This window comes from Amycolatopsis sp. Poz14 (assembly GCF_006704225.1).
GTDB lineage: Bacteria > Actinomycetota > Actinomycetes > Mycobacteriales > Pseudonocardiaceae > Amycolatopsis > Amycolatopsis nivea.
In genome coordinates, this window is sequence record NZ_JACLHD010000001.1 from 562,066 (window position 1) to 576,822 (window position 14,757).

The 14,757-nt window shown below is 68.6% G+C and carries 15 protein-coding genes; 6 read left to right on the plus strand and 9 right to left on the minus strand.

The features are described from left to right. Positions 1–22: 22 nt before the first annotated feature. From FKO37_RS02900 to FKO37_RS02915, 4 genes are read right to left on the minus strand one after another with little or no spacing between them, the layout of a single operon-like run. The gene (locus FKO37_RS02900) at positions 23–439 is read right to left on the minus strand and encodes a carboxymuconolactone decarboxylase family protein (RefSeq protein ID WP_037806880.1); all 417 of its coding nucleotides are present in this window, start codon (positions 437–439) and stop codon (positions 23–25) included. Beyond that, a complete protein-coding gene (locus FKO37_RS02905; RefSeq protein ID WP_238603659.1) occupies positions 436–900 on the minus strand; it encodes a MerR family transcriptional regulator in 465 nt (154 codons plus the stop codon). Before FKO37_RS02905 ends, FKO37_RS02900 begins: the two co-directional genes overlap by 4 nt. A gap of 41 nt (positions 901–941) precedes the next feature. Continuing rightward, positions 942–2,201, minus strand: coding sequence for an MFS transporter (locus FKO37_RS02910; RefSeq protein WP_037806877.1), 1,260 nt, complete (start codon positions 2,199–2,201; stop codon positions 942–944). Further along, positions 2,194–3,516 carry a GH1 family beta-glucosidase gene (locus FKO37_RS02915; protein ID WP_238603660.1) on the minus strand — a complete coding sequence of 441 codons (1,323 nt, stop codon included), beginning with the start codon at positions 3,514–3,516 and terminating at the stop codon, positions 2,194–2,196. The genes FKO37_RS02910 and FKO37_RS02915 overlap by 8 nt, the downstream gene beginning before the upstream one ends. A 114-nt stretch (positions 3,517–3,630) precedes the next feature. Between FKO37_RS02915 and FKO37_RS02920 the strand changes: the two genes are divergently transcribed. Beyond that, positions 3,631–4,290 (plus strand): TetR/AcrR family transcriptional regulator, encoded by a 660-nt coding sequence (locus FKO37_RS02920; RefSeq protein WP_037806876.1) that lies wholly within the window; start codon positions 3,631–3,633, stop codon positions 4,288–4,290. A 4-nt stretch (positions 4,291–4,294) separates the two neighbouring features. On the opposite strand, the gene FKO37_RS02925 is transcribed toward FKO37_RS02920, so the two are convergent. Next, the gene (locus FKO37_RS02925) at positions 4,295–5,482 is read right to left on the minus strand and encodes an amino acid deaminase/aldolase (protein ID WP_238603661.1); all 1,188 of its coding nucleotides are present in this window, start codon (positions 5,480–5,482) and stop codon (positions 4,295–4,297) included. Between the two features lie 100 nt (positions 5,483–5,582). Here FKO37_RS02925 and FKO37_RS02930 point away from each other — a divergent pair, with 100 nt between their 5' ends. Further along, positions 5,583–6,884, plus strand: a complete 1,302-nt coding sequence (locus FKO37_RS02930) for a D-arabinono-1,4-lactone oxidase (RefSeq protein ID WP_238603662.1) — start codon at positions 5,583–5,585, stop codon at positions 6,882–6,884. 12 nt (positions 6,885–6,896) lie between these two features. On the opposite strand, the gene FKO37_RS02935 is transcribed toward FKO37_RS02930, so the two are convergent. The 3 genes from FKO37_RS02935 to FKO37_RS02945 are packed head-to-tail and all read right to left on the minus strand — an operon-like array spanning position 6,897 to position 9,195. Continuing rightward, the gene (locus FKO37_RS02935; RefSeq protein WP_037809261.1) at positions 6,897–7,841 is read right to left on the minus strand and encodes a ribose-phosphate pyrophosphokinase; all 945 of its coding nucleotides are present in this window, start codon (positions 7,839–7,841) and stop codon (positions 6,897–6,899) included. Continuing rightward, positions 7,841–8,491, minus strand: a complete 651-nt coding sequence (locus FKO37_RS02940; protein ID WP_238603663.1) for an SDR family oxidoreductase — start codon at positions 8,489–8,491, stop codon at positions 7,841–7,843. Before FKO37_RS02940 ends, FKO37_RS02935 begins: the two co-directional genes overlap by 1 nt. Before the next feature lie 41 nt (positions 8,492–8,532). After that, a complete protein-coding gene (locus tag FKO37_RS02945; protein ID WP_037809258.1) occupies positions 8,533–9,195 on the minus strand; it encodes a hypothetical protein in 663 nt (220 codons plus the stop codon). Between the two features lie 419 nt (positions 9,196–9,614). On the opposite strand from FKO37_RS02945, the gene FKO37_RS02950 reads away from it, so the two are divergent. From FKO37_RS02950 to FKO37_RS02965, 4 genes are read left to right on the plus strand one after another with little or no spacing between them, the layout of a single operon-like run. Further along, positions 9,615–10,685, plus strand: coding sequence for a CoA ester lyase (locus FKO37_RS02950; protein WP_037809257.1), 1,071 nt, complete (start codon positions 9,615–9,617; stop codon positions 10,683–10,685). Beyond that, positions 10,682–11,542: a CoA ester lyase gene (locus FKO37_RS02955; RefSeq protein WP_238603664.1), complete on the plus strand. Its 861-nt coding sequence runs from the start codon at positions 10,682–10,684 to the stop codon at positions 11,540–11,542. Before FKO37_RS02950 ends, FKO37_RS02955 begins: the two co-directional genes overlap by 4 nt. A 39-nt stretch (positions 11,543–11,581) precedes the next feature. Beyond that, positions 11,582–12,700, plus strand: coding sequence for an AAA family ATPase (locus FKO37_RS02960; protein ID WP_238603665.1), 1,119 nt, complete (start codon positions 11,582–11,584; stop codon positions 12,698–12,700). After that, on the plus strand, positions 12,693–13,364 hold the full coding sequence (locus FKO37_RS02965; protein ID WP_238603666.1) for a DUF4276 family protein: 672 nt from the start codon (positions 12,693–12,695) through the stop codon (positions 13,362–13,364). The genes FKO37_RS02960 and FKO37_RS02965 overlap by 8 nt, the downstream gene beginning before the upstream one ends. Before the next feature lie 5 nt (positions 13,365–13,369). Here the strand turns inward: FKO37_RS02965 and FKO37_RS02970 are convergent, their stop codons facing one another. Further along, the gene (locus tag FKO37_RS02970; protein WP_134664590.1) at positions 13,370–14,755 is read right to left on the minus strand and encodes an amidase; all 1,386 of its coding nucleotides are present in this window, start codon (positions 14,753–14,755) and stop codon (positions 13,370–13,372) included. Positions 14,756–14,757 lie beyond the last annotated feature (2 nt).

Consider the following 14,757-nt stretch of genomic DNA (forward strand, 5'->3'; position numbering starts at 1 on the left):
ACCGGGCCGGGCTCCGCGGACGTCAGGCGGTTTCCTCCGCGTCGCGGGCGGCGAACACCTCGCGCGCGGCGAAGGTGGCGTTCAGCGCTCGCGGGAATCCCGCGTAGACCGCCGAGTGCGTGAGCGCCTCGGTGATCTCCTCGCGGCTGAGCCCGACGTTCAGCGCCGCGCCGATGTGCACCTTCAGCTGAGCTTCGCAGCCGCCGAGCGCGGTCAGCACGCCGAGGGTGACCAGCTGGCGGCTGCGCGGGTCGAGGCCCGGCCGGTCGTAGATGTCGCCGAAGGCGAACGCGGCCACGTGGTGCCCGAGCGCGGGGTTGATGTCGGCGAGGGAATCGATGACGGCTTCGCCCTGGTGACCGTCTATGCGGGACAGCACCTCGATGCCGTGCTTGCGGCGGGCGAGGTTTTCCGGGCTGTCGATGTCGTACTGGGTCACGGCAGGGGACCTTCCTGGTAAGTGGCGATCTTGTATTCGGTGGCGGCGAGGGAGAGCTGCAGCTGAGCGATCTGCGCGCGCAAGGTGTCGCGGTGCTCCAGGAGCATTTCGCGCCGTTCGGGCACGGTTTCCGCGCCGGACTCGATCAGCTCGACGTAGCGGCGCAGGTCGCTGATCGACATGCCGGACACGCGCATTCGCGTCAGGAACACCAGCCGGCGCACCGACGCGGCGTCGTAAACGCGATGTCCGGCGCTGTCCCGGGCGACCTGGACGAGCCCGATCCGCTCGTAGTACCGCAGCGTGTGCGGGTTCAGCCCGAGGTGCTCCGCCGTGGTCGCGATGTCCCACTCGTTCGCGTCGTCGTCCCGGGCCAGTTCCCGCAGCGCTTCGACCGACACCGTGCCCGGCGGGTCGATCGCCAGCCGCAGCGCTTCGGTCAGCGCGTCTTCCTTCTCCATGCCGAAGACGCTAAGCCTGTGAGCGCGCTCAAACGCAAGCGCTAACCCACCGACCGCACGCGAGTCACCAAAACCCCGGCCAGCAAGGTCGCCGCCGCGGACGCCGCGAACAGTCCCGGATACCCGCCCAGCCACTGCAGGATCAACGTCGTGAGCAGCGGCGCGACCACCTGCGGCAGCGAGTTCGCGATGTTGACCACGCCGAGGTCCTTCGCCCGGTTCTGCGCCGCGGGCAGCACCTGGGTCAGCATCGCCAGCGCCACCGCCATGTACGTGCCGAAGCCGACTCCCAGCAGCGGCGACGCCACCAGCGCCACCGGCCAGCTCTGCCAGATCACCAGCAGCAGGGCGGCCAGCGCCATGATCGCCGCCGAGCCGAGGACGTACGGCTTGCGCTTGCCGGACTTGTCCGAGAAGTGCCCGGCCAGCACCGCGCCGATCACCAAAGCCACGCCGTACAGGCCCATCATGATCAGCAGGCCGCTGTCCGGATCCGGGTAGTGCACCGCGTCCTTGAGGAAGAACAGCAGGTAGAGCGTGCCGAACGCGTTGCCGAGGTTGATCATGAAGTGGCAGGCCCACGCCCACGCGAAGTCCGGATGCCGCCGCGGCGAGACCCACAGGTCGGCGAGGATTTCGCGGATCCGCCCGCTCGGCCGGAACTCCACCGGCAACCGGGCGTCCGGCGTGCGCAGCACGAACGCCGCCGCACCGGCGAGCACGATCGCGGCGCAGGCCGCGTAGCCGAGCGGCAGCCCGGCGAGGTCGAGCATCACCACGACCACCACCGCGCCGAGCACGGTGCCGAGCATCTGCGCGATGCCGACCAGTCCGCCGACCTGCGCGCGCTGCCCGACCGGGACCCGGTCGGCGATGCCGGACATCAGCGTCGCGAGCATGCCGTTGAGCCCGGCCTGCACGAGACACCAGCCGATCGTCATCACGACGACGTTCGGGGCCTCGGCCAGCACCAGCAGCCCGGCCGCGCCGAGCGCGCCGCCCGCGATCGTCCACGGATGCCGCCTGCCGAACCGCGAGCAGGTGCGGTCCGAGAGCAGGCCGATCGCCGGGTTCGCGACGAGCGCGACGGCCGCGCCGATGCCGGTCACGATGCCGAAGACGGCTTCCTTGTGCGCGGCGTCGAGCAGTTCGGCCTGCTGCGGCAGCAGAACCTGGATCGGCGCGTAAACGCCAAGCCACAGCGCGATGTTCGCGAGGAACAGCAGCGTCATCCAGCCGGCGCGGACGCGTTTGACCGGCTCGGCGAAGACCTCCGGGACAGCGGCGGCGGTGTCACTCATGGCGGACCAGCTTCCGGTACCAGGCGAAGGAATCCTTGGGCGTGCGGCGTTGCGTCTCGTAGTCCACGTGCACGAGCCCGAAGCGGGGCGCGTAGCCCTTAGACCATTCGAAGTTGTCGAGCAGCGACCAGACGAAGTATCCGCGCACGTCGACGCCGGCATCCATCGCTTCGCGCAGGGCTTGCAGGTGGCTGGCGAGGAATTCGATGCGTTCGGGATCGGGGACGCTGCCGTCGGCGGCGGGTTCGTCGGCGAAACTGCAGCCGTTCTCGGTGATCTGGACCGGCGGCAGGTGCTCGCGGTAGCGCTCGTGGAAGGACACCAGCAGTTCGCGCAGCGCCTGCGGGACGATCGGCGAGTCGTTGGTGGTCATCGGATAACCCTCGATCGGGCGCAGTTCGAACGGCAGCGGGTTGCCCTCGCCGGGAGCGGTCACGCCTTGGGGTTCGTAGTAGTTGACGCCGTAGAAGTCGAGCGGCTGCGCGATCGTGGCGAGGTCGTCGGCGAAGTTGTCCGGCAGGTGCGGGTGGACCTGTTCGGGGTAGCTGCCGAGCAGCATCGGGTCGGCGAAGGTGCGGTTGATCAGCGCGTCGAGCCAGTCCGCGGCTTCGCGGTCGGCGGGGGTGTCGTGCTCGGGCCAGATCGGCGAGTGGTTGTTCGCGGAGCCGATGCCGGTCGCGCCGGCCGCGCGCAGTGCCTGCACGGCCAGTCCGTGGGCGAGGTTTTGGTGATGCGCGGTGGGGAGCGCGTCGAGCAGCAGGAACTCGCCGGGCGCGTACTCGCCGATGCCGTAGCCGTAGATCGACATGACCATCGGCTCGTTGAGCGGGATCCAGAGTTTCGCCCGATCGGCGAAATGCTCCCCCACGATCGTGGCGTATTCGGCGAAGCGGAAGGCGGTGTCGCGGGAGCGCCAGCCGCCTTTGTCCTCGATCGCCTGCGGCGTGTCCCAGTGGTACAGCGTGATCGCGGGGGCGATTCCGGCGGCGCAAACCTCGTCGATCAGCTTGTCGTAGAAGGCAAGTCCCTCCGCGTTGGGCTTGCCGGAGCCGTCCGGCTGGATGCGCGGCCAGGCGATCGACATCCGGTAGGCGCCGACGCCGAGTTCCGCCATCAGGGCGATGTCCTCGGAGTAGCGGTGGTAGTGGTCGGCCGCTACCTTGGCGTCCTCGCCCCGGGCGATCTTGCCTTCGGCGGCGGTGAACGTGTCCCAGATGGACGGTCCGCGACCGCCCTCGGCCGTCGCCCCCTCGATCTGGAACGCCGAGGTCGAGACACCCCACAGGAAGTCGGGCGGGAAGGTCGGATGGTCCACGCTGAGCACCCCTTGCCTTCGGACACCCTTGCGGGTGAACGTGAAAAGTTCTCATATGTTAGGTCGTCACTCGTCTCGGGGGAAGCCCCGCGGGGCGCTAAAGTCCCAGATCAGATGAGTGAATCGCGAGAGACTCCGAGGAACGACGTGGCCGAGACCCAGGCTGAACCCACACCGCTGCGGCGAAAGCCGGTTCAGCAACGCAGCGCCCGGCGGGTGGAACAGATGCTGGACGCGAGCGCCGTGCTCATCGACGAGCTGGGCTACGACGCGCTCACCACCACGCTGATCGCCAAACGCGCGGGCGTCGCGGTCGGGTCGCTGTACCAGTTCTTCCCGGACAAACGCGCGGTCGTGCAGGCGCTGACGCAACGGAACCTGGAACGCTTCGTGGCCGCGGTGAACGAGCGGCTGCAGCAGCTGAGCCCCGAGCACTGGTGGAACATCGTCGACTCGGTGCTCGACATCTACCTGCAGATGCACCGCGAGGTGCCGGGATTCTCGAAGGTCCACTTCGGAGACGTCATCGACGTCCGGCTGCTGGCTGACGACCGCGACAACAACTCGGTCATCGCGGATTCGCTGGTCGAAATCCTGCGCGGGCACGTCGACCGCCCCGCCGACGAACTCCGGTTCGCCATCGCGATCGCCAACGAAACGGCGGACGCGCTGCTGAAACTCGCCTTCCGCCGCGACCCGAACGGGGACGAGCGGATCGTCGCCGAGGCCAAGCACGTGGTGAAGGGTTACCTGGCAAGCAAATTCGGCGACTGAACGCTTAACCGAAGTTCTGGCCCTCGCCGCGGTAAGTCGGGACGGTTCGCTCCACCTGGCTGCCGCGGACGAGGTGATACGCCAGGAACCGTTCGGCCAGTTCCCCGGCTTTCGCGTGGCGCAGCCAGACCCGGTCGCCGAGGCGCAGCGTGCGCGCGGCCTCGCCGGTCACCGGGGTCTGCACCTCGCCGGCGCCCTCGAAACCCAGCAGGCGCAAGCCTTCCGGCAGGTACGGCGACGGTTCGCGCGACGGGCCGGTCGGTCCGGAGGCGATGTATCCGCCGGAGTACAGCGTCGCGACGTTCTTCGCCGGGCGGCGCACCACCGGCAGCGCGAACAACGCGGCCGGGCGCGGCTGGAAGTGCGAATAGCCGTCGAACAGCGTCGGGGCGAGGAAGCCGGAACCGGCGGCGATCTCGGTGACCACGTCCTCCGCGCCGGTGGTCTCGATGCTTCCGGTGCCGCCGCCGTTGACGAACTCCAGGTCAGCGACCTCGCGCACGGCCCGCACCGCCGCCCCTCGGCGACGGGCGAGTTCAGCCGCGGACCGGCGCTGCATCCAGCCGATCACCCGGTTTTGCAGGCCTTTTCCGGCGGCGTCGCCGAGTCCGGCGATCTGGCCTTCGTACGCCATCATCCCGACCAGCCGGAAGCCCGGCCGCGCGCCGATCTTCCGCGCCACCGCGACGGCTTGCGCCGGTTTGAACACCGGCGAACGCCGAGTGCCGACGTGCACGCCGGGCAGCGGACGCCAGGACGCGTCGAGTTCGAGGCACACTCGGATGTCCGGGTGGCCGTGGCCGAGCGCGGCGTCGACGAGGTCGAGGTGTTCGGTCGAATCGACCATGATCGTGATCGCCGCGCGGGCGCGTTCGCTCGCGGCCAGCCGGCGGAGCGCTTCGTGGTCGGCAGTCGGGTACGCGACCACGATGTCGTCGGAAGTGCCCAGCTCAGCGTGCCAAACGGCCTCGGCGAGCGAGTAGCACATCAGGCCTTCGAAGCCGTCTCGCGCGAGCGCTCGTTCCAGCAGCGCACGGCAGCGCACAGACTTGCTGACCACCCGGATCGGCTTGCCCGCGGCCCGGCGCAGCAGGTCGTCGGCGTTGGCGTCGAAGGCGTCCAGGTCGACGATCGCGAGCGGCGGATCCAGGTCCTTCGTCGCGAGGTCGTACCCGTGCGCTGAGGTGGTCACGCCACTTACGGTACGACAACAACGCTTGAAACGCGAATACTATTCACTTACGGTTCCGGCATCTATCGTGGGAACCTTCCAGCGAAGAACAGGTGCCGCAATGACGTGGAGCAACTGGGCCGGAACGGCCAAGGCCACCCCGCAGCGGGTGCACCGGCCGCGCAGCACGGTCGAGATCGCCGAGGTCGTGGCCGGGGTCGCCGACGCCGGGCGCCGAGTCCGCGCGTGGGGCAGCGGGCATTCGTTCACCGCGATCGCCGCCGCTGATTCCGACGCGCTCGACCTGACCGCGTGGACCGGCATCGAACGCGCCGACCTGGAAAACCAGCAGGTCACGGTCCGTTCCGGCACTACTTTGCGCACCCTGAACGCCGCTCTCGACGCGCTCGGGCTGGCCATGACGAACCTCGGCGACATCGACGCGCAGACCATCGCGGGCGCGATTTCCACCGGCACGCACGGCACCGGTGCGCGGTTCGGCGGGATCTCGACGCAGATCGTCGCGCTGGAACTGGTGCTCGCGGACGGTTCGGTGGTCCGCTGCTCGGCTGACGAGCGTCCGGAGTTGTTCCACGCCGCCCGTGTCGGTCTTGGCGCACTGGGCGTGATCAGCACGGTGACGCTGCAGTGCGAACCGTCCTTTGTGCTCTCCGCGCAGGAACGCCCGGAGCCGCTGGAGCAGGTCCTCGACGGCTTCGACGACAACGCGGCGAACAACGACCACTTCGAGTTCTACTGGTTTCCCTACGGCAGCAAGGCGTTGGTGAAGCGCAACAACCGCCTGCCGCTGGACGCCGAGCGGAAACCGTTGTCCCGCCTGAAGCAATTCGTGGACTACGAACTCACCGAGAACATCGCGTTCGGCGGGTTGTGCCGGCTCGGCCGCGCGGTGCCGAAGCTGGTGCGGCCGCTCGGCGCGTTCGCCTCGCAGGTGTCCTCGCCGCGCGAGTACAGCGACCTGTCGCACCGGGTTTTCGTCACCCATCGCGGGGTGCGGTTCGTGGAGTCGGAGTACGCGGTGCCGCGCGAATCCGTGCTCGACGTGCTGGCCGAGCTGCGCGGGGTGGTGCCAAGGCTGAAAGACCCGGTGGCGTTCCCGGTCGAGGTCCGCGTCGCCGCCGCGGACGACATCTGGCTGTCCACCGCGAACGGCCGCGATTCCGCCTACATCGCGATCCACCAGTTCCTCGGCATGCCCTACCGCGAGTACTTCACCGCGTTCGAGAACGTCGTGGGCCAGGTCGGCGGACGGCCGCACTGGGGCAAAATGCACGACCTCGACGCGTCCGTGCTGCGCACCCGCTACCCGCACTTCGACGATTTCCTGCGGATCCGCAAGGAGTGCGACCCGGCCGGGACGTTCACCAACACCTATCTCGACCGGGTACTCGGCAGCGTCTGATCAGCCCGGGGATCAGTTCGGCTCGAACAGCGAACTGACCGACTCTCCATTGTGGATTCGCCGCATCGCCTCGGCCAGCGCCGGGGCAATGGACAGGATCCGCAATTTCTCCGTGCGTTCCTCGGCGGGCACCGGCACGGTGTTCGTGCAGACGATCTCCAGGACGTCCTCCTGGCCACCGATCCGCTTGAGCGCGCCGTCGGCGAACAGCCCGTGCGTACAGGCCACCCGGATCGACCGCGCGCCCATCTCGCGCAGCCGGTCCAGCAGTTCCAGCACCGTGCTGCCGCGGGCGATCTCGTCGTCCAGCACGATGATGTCGCGTCCGGCGATCTCGCCGATCACCGACGTGATCTCGACGCGGTCGTCGGCGAACCGCTGTTTCGCGCCCGCCGCGACCTTGGCGCCGAGCAGCCGGGCGAAATGCGCGGCCTCCTTGGCGTTGCCCAAATCCGGCGACACGACCGTGGTTTCCGAGAGGTCGTACTGCCGGAAGTACTGGGCCAGCTCGTGCAGCGCGTGCAGATGGTCGACCGGCACGCTGAAGAACCCGTGCACCTGCGGCGAGTGCAGCGTCATGGTGAGCACGCGGTTCGCGCCCGCGGTGACCATCAGATCGGCGACCAGCCTGCCGCCGATGGAGATCCGCGGCGCGTCTTTCTTGTCCGAGCGCGCGTACGAATAGTGCGGCATCACCACGGTGGTGCGCGCGGCCGAGGCGCCACGGGCCGCGTCGAGCATCAACAGCAGCTCGACCAGGTTCTCCTGCACCGGTTTGACCAGCGGCTGGATCAGGAAGACGTCCCGCTCGCGGCAGTTGGCCTGGAGCTGGACCTGGAGACAGTCGTTGGCGAACCGGTCGATCTCCACCGGAAGCAGCGGAACGCCCAGGTTGACGCAGATTTCCGCGGCGAGTTCAGGATGTGCGCTGCCGCTGAAAACCGCGATGTCGCGCATCAGATCCGGGACAGCGCGTCGGCGATGGAAGCGTCGCCGGAGACCAGCTCCAGCGTGCGCCGGGCCGTCGCCGGAGTGTCGAGCAGCGCCAGCAGCACCGCGGCGACGTCCTCGCGCGGGATCTCCCCGCCGCCGACCTTCTCCGCGATCTTCACCTGACCGGTGCCGGAATCGTTGGTCAGCCGGCCGGGGCGCAGGATCGTCCAGTCGAGGTCGCGGGCCTTGAGGTCCTCCTCGGCCGCGCGCTTGGCCCGCAGGTAGGCGGCGAAAACCGGTTCGAAGCCGGGGTCGTCCGCCTTGTCCGCGTTGATCGAGCCGACCTGGATGAACCGGCGGACGCCCGCCCGCTGCGCGGCGTCGGCGAACAGCACTGCCGCGCCGCGGTCGACGGTGTCCTTGCGGCCTTCGCCGCTGCCCGGGCCTGCCCCGGCGGCGAACACCGCGGCGTCCGCGCCCTCGAGCACCTTGGCCACAGCGTCCACATCGGACTTTTCGAGGTCGAGCACGACAGTCTCGGCGCCGACGGCGGTGAGGTCGGCTTCGTGCTCGGGGTTGCGCACGATGCCGACCGGCGCGTCGTGCCGCTGCGCGAGCAGCTTTTCCAGGTGCAGGGCGATCTGGCCGTGTCCGCCAGCAATGACGACTCGCATGAGTCCGACTCTATCGCCGCGCGCGGCCCGAGGCCGGTGCTTCAGTCCGCCTCGGCGGGGACCGGGGCGTCGGAGTCCTCGCGCAGCAGCAGGTCGTAGGCCATCTCGTTGACCCAGCGCGAAACCGGGTCCTCCTGCAGCAGCACCCGGTCGTGGTGGGTGTCGAGGTCGAGGTCGGCGGTGGCGTACGGGTCGGCGGTGACGACCGCGAGCCCGTACGCGCGGGCACGCGGCAGGCAGTTCGTCACGTAGTCATCGGTCAGCACGGCAGGCGATGGGAGCACCATCGCGGCCTCGCCGTAGCGCGAAAAGGGCACCGCGGAGGCCATCGCGGTCCGCCAGTGCCGGGCGACCGCGAGGACGCCGATGATCTCGGCGGCCGGCGCGGGTGCGGTCGCGGCCAGCTCTGGCCAGGTCCAGGTGTCGACGAGGGCGCGATCGGCGACGGGACCGACACCCATCGCGATCCGCTCCGCGTGCACGTCGGTCTTGAGCTTCGCGACGATGCTGACCTTGCGGCCGAGCAGGGTCGTCGCGGGCAGCACCACGCCGTTCCAGCCCAGAAGGGCCGCGGCCTTGCGCGCCAGCTCGTCGACGCTCGCGGGGAGCTCGATCGGCGGCAGCACCCGGCTCGCCGTCGTCCGGCTGCGCTTCGCACCGCCGGCGACCGTCGAGCGCTCGGTGTTCTGTGGGGTAGCCGCCACGAGTCCGCCTCCTTCAAGCACCTGTTCCCGTGTACCGGCGAAAACCGGTACATGAACTGAGTACCAGGGCAAAGACGCGAGGTCTCCGGGTTGCCCCGCCGCGTGCGATCGGCGGCGCTCAGCGGTCGGTGACCGGTCGGTGGGCGGTCGTTCGACTTCAGCCCGACCGTGCGGCCAACCGAGTGAGACGGGGGTGAGTGGTGGGCACGGAGCGCTTCCGCCGGGTGTCGCGCCACCCCTCGCGGGGCAGGGCAAGCGGCGCAGTTCCTTACTCCGATCGGCCTAATCAACGCGGTTCCACAGTGGACTTCCGCTGGTCACGGCCGTCACCCGGTTGGCGGGTGAGCTTCGCCGCAGCGGGGGTTCGTGTCTCCGGTTTAGGGTTACCCGTCGGTCAAGTACCCGCCGGGAGGACCAGGATGCGCTCGCCGAAGGACTTCTTCGCCCCGCTCGCCGTCGGAGCGCCGCAGCCGCCGCGGCAGATCCCGGTGCGCCCGTCGCGCATGATCCACTTTTTCGATCCGGGCAACGAAAAGATGGCCGCGAAGGTCCCCGACCTCGCGAAGAAGACCGACGTGCTGCTCGGCAACCTCGAGGACGCGGTCCGCGCGGACCGCAAGGAAGCCGCGCGCGCCGGCCTGGTGTCGATCGCGAAGGCGACGGACTTCGGCCGCACGCAGCTGTGGACGCGGGTGAACAGCCTCGACTCGCCGTGGGTGCTCGACGACCTGATCACGCTGGTCACCGAGATCGGCGACAAGCTCGACGTGATCATGATCCCGAAGGTCGAAGGCGCGCAGGACATTCATTACGTCGACCGGTTGCTGGCACAGCTGGAAGCGCGGGCCGGGCTGACCGAACCGCTGCTGGTGCACGCGATCCTGGAAACGGCGAGCGGCGTGGCGAACGTCGAGGAGATCGCCGGCGCCTCGCCGCGCATGCAGGGCATCTCGCTGGGCCCGGCCGACCTGGCCGCGAGCCGCCGGATGAAGACGACCCGCGTCGGCGGCGGCCACCCGGGTTATCTGGTGCGCACCGACCCGGTCGGCGAGGACCTGAACGAGGGCCGCTCGACGTATCAGCAGGACCTGTGGCACTACACGGTCGCGCGGATGGTCGACGCGTGCGCGATGAACGGAATCCTTCCGTACTACGGGCCGTTCGGGGACATCCGCGACGTGGTGGCCTGCGAGGACCAGTTCCGCAACGCGTTCCTGCTCGGCTGCGTCGGCGCGTGGAGCCTGCACCCGGTGCAGATCGACATCGCGAAGAAGGTTTTCTCGCCGTCCCCCGCCGACGTGGCCTGGGCCCGGCGCGTGATCGCCGAGATGGGCGACGGCACCGGCGCGGTGATGATCGACGGGAAAATGCAGGACGACGCCTCGGTCAAGCAGTGCCGGGTGGTCGTGGAACTGGCTGACGAACTGGCCGCCACCGACCCCGAACTGGCCGCCGCGTACGACGCCGCGACGAAGGAGATCCAGTCATGACCGAACTCCGGCCGCGGCGGTCCGTGCTGTACATGCCCGGCGCGAACGAACGCGCGCTGGAGAAGGCCAAGTCTCTGCCTGCGGATGCGTTGATCCTGGACTTGGAAGACGCCGTCGCCCCCGATGCGAAGGAAGCCGCGCGGGAGCGGGTCTGCGCCGCTGTTGGCACTTACGGCTCGCGGGAAGTGACGATCCGGGTCAACGGCCTGGACACCGAATGGCACGACGCCGACCTGCGCGCCGCCGCTGCCGCCGGCCCCGCCGCGGTGGTGGTGCCGAAGGTGAACTCGGCGGCTGAGGTGCACAACATCGAGCGCGCGCTGGAGCTTGGCGGAGCGCCGGAGCACACGAAGATCTGGGCGATGGTGGAGACTCCGGTCGCGATGCTGCACGCGGAGGAGATCGCGGGAGCGTCGGAAAGGTTGACCGTGCTGGTGATGGGCACGAACGACCTGGCGAAGGAACTGCACGCGGAGTTCGTACCGGGCCGGGGCCCGTTGCTGGGCGGGCTTTCGCTGTGCCTGCTCGCCGCGCGGGCGACCGGGAAGGTGATCCTCGACGGGGTCTACAACGACGTCAAGGACGCTGAGGGCTTCGAGGCGGAGTGCTTGCAGGGGCGGCAGTACGGGTTCGACGGGAAGACGTTGATCCATCCTTCGCAGGTGGAGCCGTGCAACCGGGTCTTCGCGCCGTCGGAGGAAGAGATCGACCGGTCACGACGAATCATCGCGGCGTTCGAGGAGGCTTCGGCCGCGGGACGCGGCGTGGTGACGGTGGATGGGCGGATGATCGAGAACTTGCACGTGGAGAACGCGCGGCGGGTGCTGGCGTTGGCGGAGGCGATCGGGGCGAAGTGACGCGGGCCGGGTGCCGGGGCCCGGCCGTACAGTGTGCGCATGGCTCGGCACTCGCTCAGCGCGATCACCATCGAGGGGTTCACCTCGATCCGTTCGGCACGTGTGCCTCTCGGCAGCATGAATGTGCTGGTCGGTGCGAACGGCACGGGCAAGAGCAACTTCATCCAGGCGCTGGGTCTGCTGAGCAGCGTTGTCGACGGCGACCTCGGGTTGTACGTCGGTCTCCACGGCGGGGCCGCCGAAATGGGCTACAAGGGAAGCGCCCTGTCCAGCATTGGACTGGCCCTCGATCTGTCACCAGCGAAATACCGCATCCGGCTCGTGCCCGCGGCCAACGACGAACTGATCTTCGATCTCGAGGAGATCAGCAGCGCGACTCCTGAATCGCAGTACCGACGAGAGCTCGGTCAAGGGCACCGCGAATCGCGCCTAGAACAAGCGATAGACGAGCACGACGAGGCCGCTGAACTCATTCACACCGTGCTCAAGGGCTGCCGGGTCTATCACTTCGACGACACGAGCCGGGACGCGCCAGTCAAACGTCAAGCCCCGACAGCGGACAACCTCGCGCTGCGAGACGACGCCGCCAACCTCGCGCCCGTTCTCCTGAGGCTGCGACGGAGCGACCGGCCGGAGGACAAAGCGGCTTACCGCCGGATCACCAGCACAGTCCGGCTGGTCGCGCCCTTCTTCAAGGACTTCGTCCTCGACGACGAATACGGAACCGACCGCGTCCGGCTCCGCTGGATCCACAAAGACCTCGACGGGGTCTTCTCCGCCGAACAGATGTCCGACGGCACTTTGCGGTTCGTCTGCCTGGCCACCTTGCTGATGCAGCCGCAGCTGCCCGGCCTGGTCGTCCTGGACGAGCCGGAACTTGGCCTGCACCCTTACGCGATCGTCGTGCTGGCGGACATGCTTCGGCGAGCGGCGGCGCACAGCCAGGTGCTGATCGCCACTCAATCGGTCACGCTCATGAACCAGTTCACTGTCGACGACCTCATCGTGGTCGAACAACACGACGGCAGTTCTTCCTTCGGGAAGCCGAATCCCGACGCGCTGCGGACCTGGCTCGAGGATTACTCGCTTGGTGAACTGTGGGAGAAGAACCTCATCGGAGGACAGCCCGGTTCGAGGGGCAGCGTCCTGAATGACTGACCCCAAACGCCTTCACCTGTTGGTCGAAGGGCAGTCGGAACTGACAGTCGCGCAGGAACTCCTGGTCGACCATTTGCGGGAGGCCGGCTGGGCAACCGTAACCGTGTCGGTCGTGCGAACACAGACCTCGTCGGTTACCCACCGCGGCGGCGTTTCTTCCTGGGCGAAGATCCGCCGGGAGATCCAGCACCTGCTTGGGCAGAAGTCCCTCACCACGCTGACCACGATCTTCGATTTCTACGGATTTCCCTCCGACGCACCTGGAGTCTCCGATCGTCCGGCTGGTTCGGCGGAACTCCAGGTGGAACACGTTGAGCACGAGATCGCGGCGGCCATCCCCGACCGCCGCTTTCTCCCGAATCTGGTCTTGCACGAACTCGAATCGTGGGTTTTCGCGGCTGCTGATCAGCTCAGCGAGCTGAGAGGCGAGCCGGAATTGGCCGAGCGTCTCCGCGCGGACTGCGACGCCGCCGGAGGCCCGGAACTGGTCAATGGAGGTGCGAAGACAGCACCTTCCAAACGCCTCCTCCAGTACTGTGCGGGCTACCAGAAGGTGATCGAAGGACCGCTGGCGATCGCCGATCTTGGCGTAGTCGGTTTGAAAGGCAAGTGCCCGCGTTTCAAGGCGTGGTTAACCAAACTCGAGGAGCAGGCGAAGCGCTAGCCGGGTCAACTGACCGGCCAAGGACGTTGTTCCCCGCGCAGTTTCTCGAACTCCGCCGCGACCCGCAGGACCTCCAGGTCCGCGAACCGGCGACCCGCGATCTGCAGCCCGATCGGCAAGCCCTCCGTCGTATAGCCGCAGTTCACTGACACCGCGGGCTGGCCGGACATGTTGTACGGCACGGTGAAAGCGATGTGCTCGAACGGCCGCGTCGGGTCGTTTGTCGGGGATGGCCAGTCGGCGGGCGGGGGCAGGACGGGGCAGGTCGGCGACAGCACGACGTCGTACGGTTCCGTCGCTCGCAGGGCTGCCACGCTGATCGCGTCGATGGCGGCGAAACCTCGGTAAGTGTCCACACCGGACGCATTCGCTCCCCCGGCTGCCCACTCCGCGATGTACGGCAGGACTTGCGCACGCTGTTCCTCCGACAGCGCGGCCAGGTCCGACCAGGCGCGGACTCGCCAGAAGGTGTCCAGGCCGTTCAGGTGTTCGCGGGTCAGGAACGGGGCGACCGGTTCCACGATCGCACCGGCGGAGGCGAACACATCGGCGGCTGCGGTGACCGCGTCGGCGACAGCTGGAGTCACCGGGAGGCCGACGCCGGGGTCGAGGTGCAGGCCGACGCGGAGACCGTTTAGCGAACCCGTCAGGGAAAGCCAGTCGATGGGCTCGGGCGGCAGGCTGAGGTGGTCTCGCGAGTCGGGTTGGGCCAGGACGCTCATCAGCAGGGCGGTGTCGGCGACGGTCCTGGTCAGGGGTCCGGCGACGCGGCCGAGGAAGGGCGGGTCCACCGGGACGCGGCCGAAGCTGGGTTTCAGGCCGACCAAGCCGCACCAACCGGCGGGGAGGCGGATCGAGCCGCCGATGTCGGTGCCTACGTGCAAGGGGCCGTAGCCCGCGGCGGCTGCGGAGGCGGCACCGGCGCTGGAGCCGCCGGGGGTGCGTGTGACGTCCCACGGGTTGCGCGAAGCGGCGTGGAAGCTCGAGAGACCTGAGGTGAGCATGCCGTAGTCGGGCATGGTCGTCTTTGCCAGCAGTACTGCGCCTGACTCGCGTACGCGGGCTGCGGCGGGGGCGTCTGCAGCGGCGGGCTTCAAGGCCGTGGCAGCAGTGCCTAGGGGCGTGGGGACGCCGACGGAGGCGATGTTTTCCTTCAGCGTCAGAGGGACGCCGTCGATGGGACCGGAAGGCTCACCGGCGTGCCAGCGGGCTTCGGACGCCTTCGCTGCTTCGCGCGCTGAAGCGGCGTCGTACGCGTACAGGGCACGCAGTTCGGGTTCGCGGGCGTCGATGCGCGAGAGGACGGCTTCGGTGACTTCGACGGGCGAGAACGTCTGCGCGCGGTACCCGGCTACCAGCTCGTTAGCGGTCAGGTCAGCCAATTCGGTCATCG